Source organism: Enterobacter sp. B79-1, from assembly GCF_057444735.1.
Map to the genome: position 1 here is coordinate 363,737 of NZ_JBYAZJ010000002.1, position 15,460 is coordinate 379,196.

A 15,460-nucleotide genomic window follows, 5' to 3' on the forward strand; every position below is an offset into this window, starting at 1 on the left:
AGATTTTTCGTCTGGGGCAAATTATTCGCCTGTAAACGCATGTTCGTAGTTCTTTTATTCCACGCATCTTCGGATTAACCGTATTAAATCTAAAAATTCAGGAGCATTGGACGATATTTTGTATAAATAAATAAGATTTATGTGATAGGTTATATTCACCATAATAATGATTATCTTTATCAGAGGCTTCATTCGGTAAGTATGAGGGATTCAGACTTTTTCAACTGGCGACGGGATTGCTTCCTCCGGTTTCAGGAAATGTCCTGTGCCGACGAGGTATATCAAGAACTTCAGCGACAAACGCAGGCACTCGAATTTGATTATTTCTCATTGTGCGTTCGTCATCCTGTCCCCTTTACGCGCCCCCGGGTTTCGGTCCAAACCAGTTATCCGCAGGAATGGATGGCGCAATATAAGTCAGAGAATTTTTTCGCCATCGATCCGGTGCTGAAACCAGAGAATTTCATTCAGGGGCATTTACCCTGGACGGATGAATTATTCGCTGATGCTCAGGCACTCTGGGACGGCGCGCGGGACCACGGTTTGCGTACGGGAATTACACAGTGTTTGATGCTGCCTAATCACGCGCTCGGTTTCCTGTCTGTATCGCGTACTAGCGCACAGGCTGACAGGTTAAGCGGCGAAGAAATAGAGTTGCGCCTGCAAATGCTGGTTCAAATGGCCTTAACGTCTCTGCTGCGTTTTGAACATGAGATGGTCATGCCGCCTGAAATGAAATTCAGCAAGCGCGAGCGGGAAATTCTGAAGTGGACTGCGGAAGGAAAGACGTCTGCAGAAATAGCGATTATTCTCTCGATATCTGAGAATACGGTTAATTTCCATCAAAAGAATATGCAGAAGAAATTTAACGCGCCAAACAAGACGCAGATTGCCTGTTATGCGGCGGCGACGGGACTGATCTGAAGAGACAACACGTTCTGCGTGACAGACGAGATAACGGCTGAATGCACCGCATCCAGCCGTTTTTTTTACTGACGGTAAGCTTGTTTAATCTGCTTAACGGTGTTGGCGAATACGGCTGATTCAGCCTGGTCTTCCATCTGCGCGATTTGTTTTTCCATCTTCAGGATCACACGGCCCGCATCAGCCTGACCCATTGCCTGTAACATGAGCGTCAGCAGCGCTTTCAGACAGTTTACTTCCTGTGCCAGTTCTTGGTTATTTTCCGCAGTGGCGAAATCAGGTGAGCTCATTTATTTTCCTCAATATAAAACAGCGCTCGAGCGCGACGATGAAAGTCAAGGCCGCGGAGTATACCACAAGCCGTGACAAAAAAAGCAGTGGTTGTTTTTCGTACTTTTCCGCATTGTGTTTATTTACGTAAACAATACCCACAGGTAATGTCTCCTCTGCGATATTCACCATTTATTGTCATCGCCGGTTCGTTTGCCGTTAATTGTTGTTACAAAAAGTTTAGAACTGTTTTTAAGCCGATGTAGCGTGCCTGTTTTTTGTAACTTTTTGAATACAGATGCTTAAAAATAGATGCAAAAGCCCATGCCGCATGGGTTTTCTTTCCACTTGCTGTACAGGCTAATTTCCAAAAACGAGAGCGTAATCGTATAGCACGTTTTTTAACGTTTTAATCTTGCGAGGAAAACCGTTAATATAAACGCAATAAGTAGTCAGTAGCGTTATCCCTATTCTGGAGACATTTCCTTTGATCAACGTCCTTCTTGTTGATGACCACGAACTGGTGCGCGCAGGGATACGACGCATTCTTGAAGATATTAAGGGTATTAAAGTTGCCGGTGAGGCCTGTTGTGGTGAAGATGCCGTGAAATGGTGTCGCACAAACTCGGCCGACGTGGTGTTGATGGATATGAACATGCCCGGCATTGGTGGGCTTGAAGCAACACGTAAAATCGCCCGTACCTTTGTTGATACCAAAGTCATCATGCTGACCGTACATACCGAAAACCCGCTGCCCGCGAAAGTTATGCAGGCGGGGGCCGCCGGGTATCTGAGTAAAGGCGCCGCACCACAGGAAGTTGTGAATGCGATTCGCTCCGTGTTTGCTGGGCAGCGCTACATCGCCTCAGACATTGCACAACAGATGGCATTGAGCCAGATTGAACCTGAAAAAACGGAATCGCCGTTTGCCAGTTTGTCTGAGCGCGAGTTGCAGATTATGCTGATGATCACCAAAGGTCAGAAAGTGAATGAGATCTCTGAACAGCTGAATCTCAGCCCGAAAACGGTGAACAGCTACCGCTATCGGATGTTCAGTAAACTGAACATTCACGGTGATGTTGAGCTGACTCACCTGGCCATTCGCCATGGTCTGTGTAATGCGGAGTCGTTAATAAGTCAGTGAATGAAGCGTTCGATTCAAAAGCATTTCTAAAAACCGTCACCAGCCAGCCAGGCGTGTATCGCATGTATGACGCTGGCGGTACGGTTATCTATGTGGGTAAGGCGAAAGATCTCAAAAAACGCCTTTCCAGCTATTTCCGCAGCAATCTTGCCTCCCGCAAAACCGAAGCGCTGGTCGCACTCATTCAGAATATCGATGTCACCGTCACGCACACCGAGACGGAAGCGCTGCTGCTGGAACATAACTACATCAAACTGTATCAGCCCCGCTACAACGTGTTGCTGCGTGATGATAAATCCTATCCCTTTATTTTCCTGAGCGGGGATACCCATCCGCGTCTGGCGATGCACAGGGGCGCGAAGCATGCGAAGGGTGAATATTTCGGCCCGTTCCCGAACGGTTATGCCGTGCGAGAAACGCTGGCGCTGCTGCAAAAAATCTTCCCGATCCGCCAGTGTGAAAACAGCGTTTACCGTAACCGCTCGCGTCCGTGCCTGCAGTACCAGATTGGTCGCTGTCTGGGGCCGTGCGTAGCGGGTCTGGTCAGCGAAGAAGAGTATGCCCAGCAGGTGGACTATGTTCGCCTGTTCCTCGCGGGGAAAGACGATCAGGTTCTCACCCAGCTTATCGCGCGAATGGAGAAAGCCAGCGCAGCGCTGGAGTTTGAAGAGGCTGCGCGTATTCGTGACCAAATTCAGGCCGTACGCCGCGTTACCGAAAAGCAGTTTGTCTCCAATACCGGTGACGATCTGGACGTGATTGGCGTGGCCTTTGACAACGGGCTGGCCTGCGTTCACGTTCTGTTCATTCGCCAGGGTAAAGTGCTCGGCAGCCGCAGCTACTTCCCGAAAGTGCCGGGCGGCACGGAGCTGGGTGAAGTGGTCGAGACATTTGTTGGACAGTTCTATCTTCAGGGTAGCCAGATGCGCACGTTACCCTCCGAGATCCTGCTTGATTTCAATCTCGATGATAAAACCCTGCTGGCGGATTCCCTCTCTGAACTGGCCGGGCGTCGGGTGAATGTCCAGACGAAACCGCGCGGGGACCGTGCACGCTATTTGAAGCTGGCGCGCACCAACGCGGCGACGGCGCTGACGACGAAACTGTCCCAGCAGTCGACGGTTAGCCAGCGTTTAACCGCGCTTGCTACACTTCTGAAGCTGCCGGAGGTGAAACGTATGGAGTGTTTTGATATCAGCCATACGATGGGTGAGCAGACCGTGGCCTCCTGCGTGGTGTTTGATGCCAACGGTCCGCTTCGGGCGGAGTATCGCCGCTATAACATCACCGGGATCACGCCGGGGGATGACTATGCCGCGATGAACCAGGTGCTGCGTCGACGCTATGGTAAAGCCATCGAAGAGAGCAAGATCCCGGACGTGATCCTTATCGACGGCGGGAAAGGGCAGCTCGGGCAGGCGAAGGCGGTGTTTGAATCACTCGACGTCGAGTGGGATAAAAACCATCCGCTGCTGTTGGGCGTGGCGAAAGGGGCGGATCGTAAAGCGGGTCTGGAAACGCTTTTCTTTGAGCCGGAAGGTGAGGGCTTTAGCCTGCCGCCGGATTCGCCCGCGCTGCATGTGATCCAGCACATCCGCGATGAATCGCACGATCACGCGATCAGCGGCCACCGTAAAAAACGGGCGAAGGTCAAAAACACCAGCACGCTGGAGACCATCGAAGGCGTTGGACCAAAACGTCGTCAAATGCTGCTGAAGTATATGGGCGGATTGCAAGGATTACTCAATGCCAGCATGGAGGAAATTGCAAAAGTGCCGGGTATTTCGCAAGGGCTGGCAGAAAAGATCTACTACTCGTTGAAACATTGAGGGCTCTGTAGCAACATAGAGCTAAATTTTACTGACAACAAATAGTTACCGCCACTATGCAATATAATATCCCTACGTTGCTCACTCTTTTTCGCGTCGTGCTTATCCCGTTCTTTGTACTGGCGTTTTACCTGCCGGTCGTCTGGGCGCCTTTTGCCTGCGCACTGATTTTCCTGGTCGCTGCGGTAACCGACTGGTTCGACGGTTATCTGGCGCGCCGCTGGAATCAAAGCACTCGCTTTGGCGCGTTCCTCGACCCGGTGGCTGATAAAGTCATGGTGGCGATCGCGATGGTGCTGGTGGCTGAACATTACCACACCTGGTGGGTCACGCTGCCCGCGGCAACCATGATTGGTCGTGAGATCATCATCTCTGCGCTGCGCGAGTGGATGGCGGAGTTGGGTAAACGCAGCAGCGTGGCGGTATCCTGGATTGGTAAGGTCAAAACAACGGCGCAGATGGCGGCGCTGGTCTGGATGCTGTGGCGTCCGAACGCCTGGGTTGAATGGGCGGGGATTGGTCTGCTGTGGGTTGCCGCGGTACTGACGCTGTGGTCAATGCTGCAGTATTTGAACGCGGCGCGCGGAGATTTGCTTGAACAGTGATCGTTTCGACGTAATTTTCAGCAAACGATCCGGGGATGCAAAAAATAACGTTGACTCAAAACGACATATCAGTAGAATGCAACGCATCGAACGGCGGCACAGCTAGCCGGACGATAATGAAATCAAGTGGTTAGAAACAACTTGATGACATGCGGGAATAGCTCAGTTGGTAGAGCACGACCTTGCCAAGGTCGGGGTCGCGAGTTCGAGTCTCGTTTCCCGCTCCAGATTAAAGACATGCGCAACAGCGGGTGTCAGTTTGAAAAGTTTTACGGCGCGTTAGCAAAGCGGTTATGTAGCGGATTGCAAATCCGTCTAGTCCGGTTCGACTCCGGAACGCGCCTCCACTTTCTTCCCTGGCCGGATGGTGGAATCGGTAGACACAAGGGATTTAAAATCCCTCGGCGTTCGCGCTGTGTGGGTTCAAGTCCCACTCCGGCTACCATGGGAAAGCAAAGAATAATCAAAGCAATAAGCAGTGTCGTGAAACCACCGAAAGGTGGTTTTTTTGTACCTGCAATTTACGCTCAAACCCCACCCAGATACGCCTTTCTCACGTCCTGATTCCCCAGCAGCTCCTCGCCGCTGCCGCTCAGCCGGATCTGCCCGTTTACCATCACATACCCGCGATCGGACAGCTTCAGCGCGTGGTGCGCATTCTGCTCAACCAGAAAAATGGTCATCCCGTTGCGTGCCAGCTCGCGCAGCGTCTGGAAAATCTGTTTCACCACGATAGGCGCTAGGCCCAGGCTGGGTTCATCCAGCAGCAGCAGCTTAGGGCGGCTCATTAAGGCCCGCGCAATCGCCAGCATCTGCTGTTCTCCGCCTGACATGGTCATCGCACGCTGTTTACGCCGCTCCTTGAGGCGGGGGAAAAGGTCGAACATGCTTTGCATATCTTCAGATGCAAACTGGTTTCCAATCGGGATGGTGCCCATCAGCAGGTTCTCTTCCACCGTCATATCCGGGAAGATACGCCGTCCTTCGGGCGCCTGGGCGATACCGCCGGACGCGACGTAGTGGGTGGATTTATGGCTGATATCCTCTCCGCAAAACAGGATCTGCCCACACCGGACCCGGGGTTGACCAAAGATAGACATCAATAATGTCGATTTTCCTGCACCGTTAGCGCCAATCAACGCCACGGTTTCGCCTTTGTTAACCTCAAGGGAAACCTGTTTCAGTGCCTGGATCACGCCGTAGAAAACGTCCACCTCCCGAAATTCCAGCATCATTTCGCTCACAGGTTAACCTCGCTCTCGTCGGTGCCCAGGTAGGCGGCAATCACTTTCTCATCGTGCTGGATCTGCTCTGGTTTCCCCCGCGCAATGACGTCTCCGTGGTCGAGCACGATAATGTCGTCCGAAATCTCCATCACCATCCCCATATCATGCTCAATCAGTAATACCGTGATGTCGTGGTGGTCGCGCAGAAAACGGATAATGCTGCTGAGCTTGTGCGTTTCCACCGGGTTCAGGCCTGCGGCAGGTTCATCTAGGCAGATCATCTCCGGACCAGTACACATTGCCCGGGCGATTTCGAGGCGTCGCTGTTGACCGTAAGACATTTCCCCCGCGAGGCGATTGGCGCAGTCCACCAGGTCCACCACTTCCAGCCAGTAAAATGAACGATCGAGGGCATCACTTTCCGCCCGACGATAGGCGGGGGTGTTGAGCACACCGGCGAGGAGATTGCGGTTTACACGCATATGCTGCGCAACCAGCAGGTTTTCGACGACCGACATCTCGCGAAACAGGCGGATATTCTGGAACGTGCGCGCAAGTCCCGCGCGGTTTACCAGGTGTGTTCCACCGAACATTTTGTAGAAAAGACGCGACCCTAACCGGGCTGGGTTAATCCAGTCACCGGGCTGGAATTTTTGACCAAGAACCTGAATCACATTGGTGGTTTTACTGCGGGTGTTGAATAAGATATTTCCGCCGGACGCCCTGTAGAAGCCCGTCAGGCAGTTAAACACGGTTGTTTTCCCCGCGCCGTTAGGCCCGATGAGGGCGGTAATCGACCCGCGTTGTACATCAAGGTTGACGTCATTTAACGCTTTAATCCCACCAAAGTGCATCATCAGGTGCTCAACGCGTAATATGGTTCCGTTCATGGCGCGACCCCCTTACGCACGGCATAGCCGCTGCGGTTAATGCGGATCAAACCGCGCGGACGCCAGATCATCATGACCACCATCAGCACGCCAAACAGCAGCACGCGATACTCGGCAAAACTGCGCAGCAGTTCCGGCGTGACGGTCAGGACAAAGGCGGCCAGCACAACGCCCAGCGTTGAACCCATCCCGCCCAGCACCACGATGGCCAGAATCAGTGCAGATTCAAAAAAGGTAAAGGAGGTGGGATTAACGAACCCCTGGTAGGTGGCGAAGAAAACCCCCGCAATCCCGGCCGTTGATGCGCCCAGCGTAAAAGCAGAAAGCTTCACCAGCACGTGATTAAGGCCCATTGAGCGGCAGGCAATTTCATCTTCTCGTAATGCCTCCCACGCCCGACCAATCGGCATTCGCGTCAGGCGGTGCTTGATGTAGAGCACCATCAGCACCACCAAAAACAGCACGGCGTAAATAAAGATAAACTTCATGTTCGGGTTATAGGTCAGATGGAAAAACTCGTGGAAGGGCACGCCGCCTTCTTTGGCGCGTCGGCCAAACTCCAGACCAAAAAAGGTGGGGGCAGGGGCTGAAACGCCATTTGGGCCGCCAGTGAAGGTCAGCCAGTTATTGAGCACCAGGCGGATAATCTCGCCAAACCCGAGCGTCACGATTGCCAGATAATCCCCATGCATGCGAAGCACCGGGAAGCCAAGCAGCGCACCGGCGGCGGCGGCCATCAGCGCCGCCAGCGGCAGCATGCTCCAGAACCCTAACCCCAGATACTGATACCCCAGCGCGAGGCCATATGCGCCAATCGCGTAAAAGGCGACATACCCCAGATCCAACAGCCCCGCAAGGCCAACCACAATATTCAGCCCGAGGCCGAGCAGAACATAGATCAGCCCCAGAATGGCAACGGTCAGCACGTATTTGGTCGCCACAAACGGAAAGCAGATCGCAAGCGTAATAACCAGCGGAATAATCCAACGCATGCGGCTTTTATATCCGGGAGGGCGGACATACACCCCCGCGCTGTCCGCTTCAAACCTCGCCTGGAAACGCGCACCGGGGGCGGTCTGCAGGAAGATGCTCAGCAAAAAGCGGCCCAGCATGACGATGGCAATAATCCACGCCAGCCGTTGTCCGGCAAAGTTAAAGCTGTAACCGTCGAGAACCACGCCAGCGATAGGGCCAAAGATAATCAAAGCAACCAGCCCGGAAAATACGGCATCCAGAATGCAGCGTTTAAGGGAGAAACCGGCAGATGTCATCGTCTTCACCCTCACACCTTCGCCACGACAGGGCGGCCCAGCAGGCCCTGAGGACGGAAAATCAGGATCAATACCAGCAGCCCAAACGAGAACACGTCTTTATAATCCGAGTTCACCATCCCGGAGAATTGCGCTTCCGCCACTCCCAGAATCAACCCGCCGAGCATGGCGCCCGGCAGAGAGCCGATGCCGCCCAGCACCGCCGCCGTAAAGGCTTTTATGCCGATGACAAAGCCCACGTAGAAATCAAAGGTGCCATAGTTCATGGTAATCAATACGCCCGCCAGCCCGGCCATCGCCGCGCCGATCACAAAGACCAGCGAAATGATCCTGTCGGTATTGATCCCCAGAATGGAGGCCATTTTGCGATCCTGCTGCACCGCACGACACATCCGCCCCAGCCGGGTATGGCTGATTATCCAGGTGAGCAGCAGCATGCCCGCGAACGAGGCGATCAGAATAAAGATTTTGGTGTAGGTGATCTGGACGAAACCTTCTCCCAGATGCACGCGAAGTACGCCGTCCAGCATGGTTGGCACGCCTTGCTGGCGGGGGCCCTGGCTCAGCTGGGCGTAGTTTTGCAAAATCAGCGACATCCCGATGGCAGAGATCAGCGGTGCCAGTCGGGTGGAGTTTCGCAGGGGTTTATAGGCGATGCGCTCAATAGTCCAGCCATACACGCCCGTCACCACGATGGTGAACGCCAGCGTGCCCAGAATCAGCAGGGGAAACGACTCAAGACCGAAGAATGACAGCAGGGCCAGCCCGATGGCACAGAGATAGGCCGAGATCATATACACTTCGCCATGGGCGAAGTTGATCATGCCAATGATGCCGTACACCATGGTGTAGCCGATGGCAATTAAGCCGTAGACGGAGCCCAGCGTTAATCCGTTGATTAACTGTTGCAGGAAGAATGTACTCATCATCGCGCGCTCTTTTTATAGGCCGCACGACGCGTGCAGCCCGATGTGTATTCCGCGTCGGCAGGCGAACCTGCCGACGTTGAGCGTGACTCCGTCCCGTTACTGCACTTCCTTATATTTTCCCTTGTCGTCCCACTGATAAACCACGTAGTCAGACACTTTCAGATCGCCTTTGCTGTCCCAGGCTTTTTTGCCCATCACCGTGTCGACGGCGTTCGCTTTCAGCCACTCGCTGGCTTTGGCGGAGTCTTTGCCTCCGGTGGCCTTGAAGGCGGCGGCAATGGCCTGGATGGAGGCATAGGAGTAAAGGGTGTACCCTTCTGGTTCGAATTTACCGGCGCGGAATTTATCAATCACCGCTTTACCGTCCGGGATCAGTCGCGGATCTTTACCAAAGGTCATGTAGATACCGTTGGTGTACTGCGGGCCACCCGCGGCGGTGACCATCTCTTCATTGACGATACAGTCCCCTGAGAAGAATTTCGCCTGTACGCCCTGTTCACGCATCTGGCGCACCAGCGGACCCGCTTCAGGGTGGCAGCCCCCGAAGAACACCACGTCCGGTTTTTGCGCGCCAATTTTCGTTACCAGCGCGTTAAAGTCTTTTTCCCCACGTGATAAGCCTTCATACATCACATCCTTCACGCCGCGTTTGGCAAGCGCCGCTTTGGTGGCGTCCGCTAACCCCTGACCGTAGGTGTCTTTATCGTGAATGATCACCACACGTTTGGCATTCAGCTTATCGATGATGAAGTCGCTGGCGACTTGCCCCTGCTGATCGTCCCGCCCGCACATGCGGAACATATCGCTCATGCCGCGCTCGGTAATGAGGGGGTTAGTCGAACCGGGGGTGATGGCAATAATGCCCGCATCGCTATACACCTCGGAGGCGGGCATGGTGGAAGAGGAGCAGAAATGGCCGACAACCGCATTGACTTTGTCCTGGTCGACTAAACGGTTAGCGACGGCAACAGCCTGTTTAGGCTCGCAGGCATCATCTCCCTGAACCAGCTTAATTTTCTCACCGTTGATCCCTCCCGCGGCGTTAATGTCTTCTGCGGCCTGCGTTGCGCCATGCCAGTACTGATCGCCATAGGTGGCATTTGGGCCTGTAAACGGCCCGGCCACGCCAATCACAATATCGGCCTGGGCGGAAAATGCCGTCACCAGACAACCGGCTAACACAAGAGAAAGGGGACTTCTGATAAATTTCAGCGACATTATTGTGTTCCTTAGCAAAGAGGTTTTTGCACCACGGCGTCAACCCAAACGCCCTACGGCGCAGCCAATCTATAAATAAGATCGAGAACAACATGCACTAAACGAACAAAATCCAGGCCACATCCTGCTTAATACGGCGAGGTTTCCATGCGCAGTTTGCGCGCAGAACATTAAGCAAAATCGTTGCCAGAATGGTTAACCCATTGACCGGGTTGCGACATAGTTGAGTATAGAGCGCCGATTTACGCTGCCTTGCGGGACGCACTGAAATTACAGCGGAGATCACATCTCGTTAACAACAAAGCCCATAAGTTGTGCAAGGGTCACGATTTGCACGTTTTTGCAGCAATAAATACCTCAACTTCAGCCAGGAAAGGCGTACGATATGTGTTAGGATCGTTTCCTTTTTTATCAGGAGTGTCAGCAATGACTGAAGGCCCATTAAATGAAAGCGAAATGGAGTGGCTGGAAGAGACGTTAATGTCTTACGGTCATGACGATGCGTCCGTGATTGACGTATCCGAACTGGACGGCATGCTTACCGCAGTGCTTTCCGGCCCAAGGGTGGTTGAACCCGATGCCTGGCTGGTAGCGGTCTGGGGCGGCGAGAAGTACATTCCGCGCTGGAAAAACGATCGTGAAATGAACCGTTTTATCGATCTCTGCTTTAAGCATATGAACGACATTGCTGAGCGCCTGAGCGAGTATCCGGATCAGTTCGAGCCCATGTTTGGTTTTAACGACGTTGATGGCCAAAGCTACACCGTGGTTGAAGAGTGGTGCTATGGCTACATGCGCGGCGTGGCGCTGACCGACTGGTCGTCACTGCCTGACGAACTGAAAGCCGATCTGGATGTGATTGCTCTGCACGGGACGGAAGAGGGCAGCGAAAAGCTGGATGAACTGACCGAAGAAGAGTATACCGCCAGCATCGAGAGCATCCAGCCCGCAGCGCTGCGTTTATACAACTACTGGGTTGCTAACCCGCAGCAGCAGGAAACACAAAAACCGATTGTTAACGGCACGAAGGTCGGGCGTAACGATCCTTGCCCGTGCGGCAGCGGGAAGAAGTTCAAGGGTTGTTGTTTGCATTAATAAAGAAAGGGGCTAATCGTAGCCCCTTTTTTATTACCCCACTTCCGGCAGCATTCCCGCTGCTATGAGGAATTGCACCAGAATAATCACCACGCCACAGGCAAACACGATGCACAGCAGCGGTTTACCCCCTGCCACGCGATAACCTTGCTGAGGATGCTGCTGACGGCTCTTCCATGCCAGCAGGGAAGGCAACAGCAGCGCGAGGACGGATAACGCCACACCCGCATAGCCCAGCGCCATCACAAAGCCACGCGGGTAAAACAGCGCAAAGGCCAGTGGCGGCAGGAAGGTAATTGCACCCGTTTGCAAGCGTCCGGCAACGGTATTGCGGCGCTGGAACAGATCGGCCAGATAATCAAACAGGCCGAGCGCCACGCCCAAAAACGACGTCGCCAGCGCCAGGTCAGCGAACAAATGTACCGCCAGTTCGACGTGTGGAGAGGTCACCACCTCACGCAGCGCCATCAGGAAACCATTCAGGCCGGAATGCGCAGCCATTAAACCGATAAAGGTTGAGGAGTCAATGCTGCCCAGCGTGACCAGTTGCCAGAAGATGTAGGCGACCAGCGGAATCGCGCTGCCGATGATAAAAATGCGGCGCAGCTTGCGGGTATCGCCATTCATATAGCTGACGATACTCGGCACGCTGCCGTGAAAACCGAACGAGGTGAAAATCACCGGGATCGCGGAAAGCGCCAGCCCTTTTTCCAGCGGCAGCGTCAGCAGGTTAATCTTGTGAACGTGCGGCGCAAGCAGAACCAGCATCACAACCAGGAAAATAATCTTGGCGCTGAACAGAAAGCGGTTAAACAGATCGACAAGCGATGTGCCAATACACACCACGCCGCCGCCGATGAGCGCGAAGAAGACCGCGCCTGTGCCTGGCGTAATGTGTGTACCAAACCCGTCATTGACGCTGGACGCGATCAGCTCTCCGGCTCCGCTAATGTAGGCAGCCGTCAGGGCGTACATCAGGAACATCATGCTAAAGCCTGTAACCCACTGGCCATAACGTCCCAGGTAGCGTGCAGCCAACGAACCTAAACCCGTGTCTGCAGGGACGTGCTGATAAACCTCCAGTAACAGCAGAGCGGTGTAACACATCAACGCCCAGAGTGTGGCGAGAAGCAATAACGTTACGCCAAACCCGACGCCTGCGGCCGCCAACGGCATGGCCAGCATTCCTGCGCCAATCGTCGTTCCTGCGACGATGAAAATACTTCCCAGAGCTCTGTTTTTCACGCTTTCCTCTACAACGATTCTTAATCGCGACCTAATCTGCGGCGCAGAGTAAGGGAAAATTGTGAACTCGTCAAATCACCGTTACAACGTGTGTAATTTTAAGTTTACGCTTTGGCCAGGGGCAAGTATCTGTTGAACGGTGAGGCGAAGGGGGGAGGTAATAAACAGAGGGGGACATTAAAACGGTGCTGAGCGTTCAGCACCGTGTGGGAATTAATTCTGCGTATCGAGTGTCGCCAGTTCTTTATCAATAAAGTAAAGACCTTCACCTGATTTACCGGCCAGAGACAATTTATCCAGCACGGATTTAAACAGTTTTTCTTCTTCGTGTTGCTCAGCAACGTACCATTGCAGGAAATTAAAGGTCGGATAATCCTGGCTGGTCATTGCAGCGTGAACCAGTTCATTAATTTTCTGGGTGATCAGCTGTTCGTGCTCGTAAGTGGCGCGGAACAGTTCATCAAGAGAACCGTATTCCGCAACCGGAGAGGCAACCGTATCAATGCGCGGCAGGCTGCCCGTATCCGTCAGATAATCGAAGAGACGCTGCATATGCGTCATCTCTTCCTGTGCGTGACGACGCAGAAACGCGGCGGCACCTTCAAAGCTGTGATAGCTGCACCAGGCGCTCATCTGCTGGTAAAGAAGGGATGAATAAAGCTCAAGGTTCATTTGAGCATTGAGCTTGTCGATCATTTCAGTTTTCAGCATGGTGGCGCTCCGGTTTATTATTTCTGGTTCACAATGAGCGACACTATAATTTGTTATTTAATTATTTGCAAAACGTAAAATAAATATTTGTTTATTTAAAAATACGAATGGGAATAACACGCATTGGCACGTTTTATATTTATTAATGAGAATTGTTTGTGTTCTTAATTAAAAAACTGCCAGCGCTGCTGGCAGACGGCATTAATACCATGGATTCGTGACGTTAGGATTCACGGCGTAACCCATGCATTTATACTGAATGGTCACGCTCTCGTTCAGGCACAGCGATCCGCTAATCAGGGTACAGGTTTTGACAGGCTGACCATAGGCGGAGGCGGTGGCATATCCCATCCCCTGACAGGCTTTCACTGCGGTGCCGTTATTTACATACGCATCGGAATGGGCGTTTTGCAGCATGGCCTGGCCGTAGTCGAGGCGGACAACCCCGTTGGGGGCGTCAAGGTGACTGACCTCCGCCTGACGGTTAACGTTGCATCCCGCGAGAAGCAGGATCGTTCCGGCGATGATTACTCTTTTCATGGTTCACTCTGCGTGAAGAGGGAAATACGCTATTTTAGCGTCCACCGTTCCAGTCAATGCCTCGAATAGCCCGAAGATCAACCCTTTCTCTTCGCAACGAACCGCAACAGGTCACGAAACTGTGAGCGCAATTGCGTTTTTTAAAACGCATTTTCACTTAATTTGAAAGAGTGTTTGTTTGATAGTAAGGTTAAGGGGATAAGGTATCCACAGCGGGCTTGTCCGCCACACATTCAGGAGAGACACGATGAAAATTGCGCTGATGATGGAAAACAGCCAGGCAGCTAAAAATCCCATCATCCTTAATGAGCTAAAAGCCGTTGCCGATGAAAAAGGCTTCCCGGTCTATAACGTCGGAATGAGCGACGAGAACGACCACCATCTTACCTATATCCATCTGGGCATTATGGCGAGCATTCTGCTGAATTCCAGAGCCGTGGATTTTGTCGTGACCGGCTGCGGTACCGGCCAGGGGGCGCTGATGTCGCTGAATATCCATCCGGGCGTGATTTGCGGCTATTGCATCGATCCTGCTGACGCCTTCCTGTTTGCGCAGATCAACAACGGTAACGCGCTGTCCCTGCCATTTGCCAAAGGCTTTGGCTGGGGCGCTGAATTGAACGTGCGCTTCATCTTTGAGAAAGCCTTCACGGGCCGTAACGGCGAGGGGTATCCGCCAGAGCGTAAAGAGCCTCAGGTGCGTAACGCGGGGATCCTGAATCAGGTGAAAGCGGCGGTGGTAAAAGAAAATTACCTCGATACCCTGCGCGCCATCGATCCTGAACTGGTGAAAACCGCCGTATCCGGTCAACGCTTCCAGCAGTGTTTCTTTGAAAACTGCCAGGATAAAGAGATCGAAGCCTTCGTGCGGGGGATTGTTGGCTAACAGCGTGTGATTGCACCCATAATTTTCCTGGCGTATCAAAATTTTTTATAAAAATTTACTGGAATTTATATGGACGTAACCTGTGGATTTTGCGGCTTTTTTCGTAACATTGTTGTAGCACTGGTGGATTTGTTGGTGTGATGTTCGTCACAAAATGATTGATTTTTGTGATGGTGGTCATATTATAAGCGCATTGACAATAACACCTGCATAACACGTTACTGGAGCAACATAATGAAACTGCGCAAAATCCTGAAAAGCATGTGGGCTAACTACTGCACGACTTTCAAAGACGTCCCACCGGGTGCGATGTTCTGATAAAAAAACCTGCTTCGGCAGGTTTTTTTATGCCTGCGAGCGACGAGAAAGAGATGAAAGGGCGCGCGGTTTGCTACTATGGCGGCCTTTAACTAAGGAGAAACCCCATGTCACAAAACCTGAGCGCCGATCAGGAACTGGTCTCTGACGTCGTTGCCTGTCAGCTGGTTATTAAGCAAATCCTTGATGTGATTGACGTTATCGCGCCTGTCGAAGTGCGTGAAAAAATGTCGACCCAGCTGAAAAACATCGATTTTACCAGCCATCCGGCGGCAGCCGATCCGGTTACGCTTCGCGCTATTCAGAAAGCCATCGCACTGATTGAGCTGCGATTCACCCCGCAGGGCGAGTCTCACTAA

Annotated in this window: 18 protein-coding genes and 3 tRNA genes; 11 read left to right on the forward strand and 10 right to left on the reverse strand. The window is 52.7% G+C overall.

What is annotated here, in order from left to right; all coding sequences use genetic code 11:
- Positions 1-201: 201 nt before the first annotated feature.
- Positions 202-924: a quorum-sensing transcriptional regulator SdiA gene (gene sdiA / locus AC2T6E_RS09510; RefSeq protein WP_486691475.1), complete on the forward strand. Its 723-nt coding sequence runs from the start codon at positions 202-204 to the stop codon at positions 922-924.
- A 65-nt stretch (positions 925-989) separates the two neighbouring features.
- Here sdiA and AC2T6E_RS09515 read toward each other — a convergent pair whose 3' ends face one another.
- Both AC2T6E_RS09515 and AC2T6E_RS09520 read right to left on the reverse strand, forming a co-directional pair.
- Positions 990-1,214, reverse strand: coding sequence for a DUF2594 family protein (locus AC2T6E_RS09515; RefSeq protein ID WP_010432421.1), 225 nt, complete (start codon positions 1,212-1,214; stop codon positions 990-992).
- Positions 1,201-1,386 (reverse strand): hypothetical protein, encoded by a 186-nt coding sequence (locus AC2T6E_RS09520; protein ID WP_486691478.1) that lies wholly within the window; start codon positions 1,384-1,386, stop codon positions 1,201-1,203. Before AC2T6E_RS09520 ends, AC2T6E_RS09515 begins: the two co-directional genes overlap by 14 nt.
- 295 nt (positions 1,387-1,681) lie before the next feature.
- Here AC2T6E_RS09520 and uvrY point away from each other — a divergent pair, with 295 nt between their 5' ends.
- The 6 genes from uvrY (at position 1,682) to AC2T6E_RS09550 (ending at position 5,217) form a co-directional block, all read left to right on the forward strand.
- Positions 1,682-2,338 carry a UvrY/SirA/GacA family response regulator transcription factor gene (uvrY, locus tag AC2T6E_RS09525; RefSeq protein WP_042714108.1) on the forward strand — a complete coding sequence of 219 codons (657 nt, stop codon included), beginning with the start codon at positions 1,682-1,684 and terminating at the stop codon, positions 2,336-2,338.
- Complete coding sequence (gene uvrC, locus AC2T6E_RS09530; protein ID WP_010432427.1) at positions 2,335-4,167, forward strand: excinuclease ABC subunit UvrC; 1,833 nt, start codon at positions 2,335-2,337, stop codon at positions 4,165-4,167. Before uvrY ends, uvrC begins: the two co-directional genes overlap by 4 nt.
- 56 nt (positions 4,168-4,223) lie before the next feature.
- Positions 4,224-4,772: a CDP-diacylglycerol--glycerol-3-phosphate 3-phosphatidyltransferase gene (pgsA, locus tag AC2T6E_RS09535; protein WP_046888002.1), complete on the forward strand. Its 549-nt coding sequence runs from the start codon at positions 4,224-4,226 to the stop codon at positions 4,770-4,772.
- Positions 4,773-4,923: 151 nt separating this feature from the next.
- Positions 4,924-4,999, forward strand: a tRNA-Gly gene (locus AC2T6E_RS09540).
- Between the two features lie 46 nt (positions 5,000-5,045).
- A tRNA-Cys gene (locus AC2T6E_RS09545) sits at positions 5,046-5,119 on the forward strand.
- 11 nt (positions 5,120-5,130) lie between these two features.
- Positions 5,131-5,217 (forward strand) — tRNA-Leu (locus AC2T6E_RS09550).
- An 82-nt stretch (positions 5,218-5,299) separates the two neighbouring features.
- Here the strand turns inward: AC2T6E_RS09550 and AC2T6E_RS09555 are convergent.
- The 5 genes from AC2T6E_RS09555 to AC2T6E_RS09575 form a co-directional block, all read right to left on the reverse strand.
- Positions 5,300-6,016, reverse strand: a complete 717-nt coding sequence (locus AC2T6E_RS09555; protein WP_126816288.1) for an ABC transporter ATP-binding protein — start codon at positions 6,014-6,016, stop codon at positions 5,300-5,302.
- Positions 6,013-6,888 (reverse strand): ATP-binding cassette domain-containing protein, encoded by an 876-nt coding sequence (locus tag AC2T6E_RS09560; RefSeq protein ID WP_486691481.1) that lies wholly within the window; start codon positions 6,886-6,888, stop codon positions 6,013-6,015. The genes AC2T6E_RS09555 and AC2T6E_RS09560 overlap by 4 nt, the downstream gene beginning before the upstream one ends.
- Positions 6,885-8,159, reverse strand: coding sequence for a high-affinity branched-chain amino acid ABC transporter permease LivM (livM, locus tag AC2T6E_RS09565; protein WP_126816352.1), 1,275 nt, complete (start codon positions 8,157-8,159; stop codon positions 6,885-6,887). Before livM ends, AC2T6E_RS09560 begins: the two co-directional genes overlap by 4 nt.
- Positions 8,160-8,170: 11 nt before the next feature.
- A complete protein-coding gene (locus AC2T6E_RS09570) occupies positions 8,171-9,085 on the reverse strand; it encodes an ABC transporter permease subunit (protein WP_089598431.1) in 915 nt (304 codons plus the stop codon).
- Positions 9,086-9,184: 99 nt separating this feature from the next.
- Entirely contained in the window at positions 9,185-10,306 is a 1,122-nt protein-coding gene (locus tag AC2T6E_RS09575; protein ID WP_330752684.1) for a branched-chain amino acid ABC transporter substrate-binding protein, read from the reverse strand.
- Positions 10,307-10,732: 426 nt separating this feature from the next.
- Between AC2T6E_RS09575 and AC2T6E_RS09580 the strand changes: the two genes are divergently transcribed.
- Positions 10,733-11,401 carry a YecA/YgfB family protein gene (locus AC2T6E_RS09580; protein ID WP_486691484.1) on the forward strand — a complete coding sequence of 223 codons (669 nt, stop codon included), beginning with the start codon at positions 10,733-10,735 and terminating at the stop codon, positions 11,399-11,401.
- A gap of 33 nt (positions 11,402-11,434) precedes the next feature.
- Here the strand turns inward: AC2T6E_RS09580 and tyrP are convergent, their stop codons facing one another.
- The 3 genes from tyrP to yecR all read right to left on the reverse strand — a co-directional run bounded on the left by tyrP (position 11,435) and on the right by yecR (position 13,897).
- Entirely contained in the window at positions 11,435-12,646 is a 1,212-nt protein-coding gene (gene tyrP, locus AC2T6E_RS09585; protein WP_089598426.1) for a tyrosine transporter TyrP, read from the reverse strand.
- Positions 12,647-12,859: 213 nt separating this feature from the next.
- Positions 12,860-13,357: a non-heme ferritin gene (gene ftnA, locus AC2T6E_RS09590; protein WP_010432452.1), complete on the reverse strand. Its 498-nt coding sequence runs from the start codon at positions 13,355-13,357 to the stop codon at positions 12,860-12,862.
- Positions 13,358-13,558: 201 nt separating this feature from the next.
- Positions 13,559-13,897 carry a YecR family lipoprotein gene (gene yecR / locus AC2T6E_RS09595; RefSeq protein WP_010432455.1) on the reverse strand — a complete coding sequence of 113 codons (339 nt, stop codon included), beginning with the start codon at positions 13,895-13,897 and terminating at the stop codon, positions 13,559-13,561.
- Positions 13,898-14,144: 247 nt separating this feature from the next.
- On the opposite strand from yecR, the gene AC2T6E_RS09600 reads away from it, so the two are divergent.
- From AC2T6E_RS09600 to AC2T6E_RS09610, 3 genes are all read left to right on the forward strand, one after another.
- Entirely contained in the window at positions 14,145-14,783 is a 639-nt protein-coding gene (locus AC2T6E_RS09600; RefSeq protein ID WP_089598429.1) for an RpiB/LacA/LacB family sugar-phosphate isomerase, read from the forward strand.
- 234 nt (positions 14,784-15,017) lie between these two features.
- Positions 15,018-15,101 (forward strand): stress response protein AzuC, encoded by an 84-nt coding sequence (gene azuC, locus AC2T6E_RS09605; protein WP_003859682.1) that lies wholly within the window; start codon positions 15,018-15,020, stop codon positions 15,099-15,101.
- Positions 15,102-15,208: 107 nt separating this feature from the next.
- Positions 15,209-15,460, forward strand: coding sequence for a DUF2766 family protein (locus tag AC2T6E_RS09610; RefSeq protein ID WP_006176098.1), 252 nt, complete (start codon positions 15,209-15,211; stop codon positions 15,458-15,460).

Excerpts from the sequence above, each read along its gene's own strand:
- sdiA (WP_486691475.1), top strand. The coding sequence starts at position 202 with ATGAGGGATTCAGACTTTTTCAACTGGCGACGGGATTGCTTCCTCCGG.
- AC2T6E_RS09515 (WP_010432421.1), bottom strand. The coding sequence starts at position 1,214 with ATGAGCTCACCTGATTTCGCCACTGCGGAAAATAACCAAGAACTGGCA.
- AC2T6E_RS09520 (WP_486691478.1), bottom strand. The coding sequence starts at position 1,386 with ATGGTGAATATCGCAGAGGAGACATTACCTGTGGGTATTGTTTACGTA.
- pgsA (WP_046888002.1), top strand. The coding sequence starts at position 4,224 with ATGCAATATAATATCCCTACGTTGCTCACTCTTTTTCGCGTCGTGCTT.
- AC2T6E_RS09560 (WP_486691481.1), bottom strand. The coding sequence starts at position 6,888 with ATGAACGGAACCATATTACGCGTTGAGCACCTGATGATGCACTTTGGT.
- livM (WP_126816352.1), bottom strand. The coding sequence starts at position 8,159 with ATGACATCTGCCGGTTTCTCCCTTAAACGCTGCATTCTGGATGCCGTA.
- AC2T6E_RS09570 (WP_089598431.1), bottom strand. The coding sequence starts at position 9,085 with ATGAGTACATTCTTCCTGCAACAGTTAATCAACGGATTAACGCTGGGC.
- AC2T6E_RS09575 (WP_330752684.1), bottom strand. The coding sequence starts at position 10,306 with ATGTCGCTGAAATTTATCAGAAGTCCCCTTTCTCTTGTGTTAGCCGGT.
- AC2T6E_RS09580 (WP_486691484.1), top strand. The coding sequence starts at position 10,733 with ATGACTGAAGGCCCATTAAATGAAAGCGAAATGGAGTGGCTGGAAGAG.
- ftnA (WP_010432452.1), bottom strand. The coding sequence starts at position 13,357 with ATGCTGAAAACTGAAATGATCGACAAGCTCAATGCTCAAATGAACCTT.
- yecR (WP_010432455.1), bottom strand. The coding sequence starts at position 13,897 with ATGAAAAGAGTAATCATCGCCGGAACGATCCTGCTTCTCGCGGGATGC.
- AC2T6E_RS09600 (WP_089598429.1), top strand. The coding sequence starts at position 14,145 with ATGAAAATTGCGCTGATGATGGAAAACAGCCAGGCAGCTAAAAATCCC.
- azuC (WP_003859682.1), top strand. The coding sequence starts at position 15,018 with ATGAAACTGCGCAAAATCCTGAAAAGCATGTGGGCTAACTACTGCACG.
- AC2T6E_RS09610 (WP_006176098.1), top strand. The coding sequence starts at position 15,209 with ATGTCACAAAACCTGAGCGCCGATCAGGAACTGGTCTCTGACGTCGTT.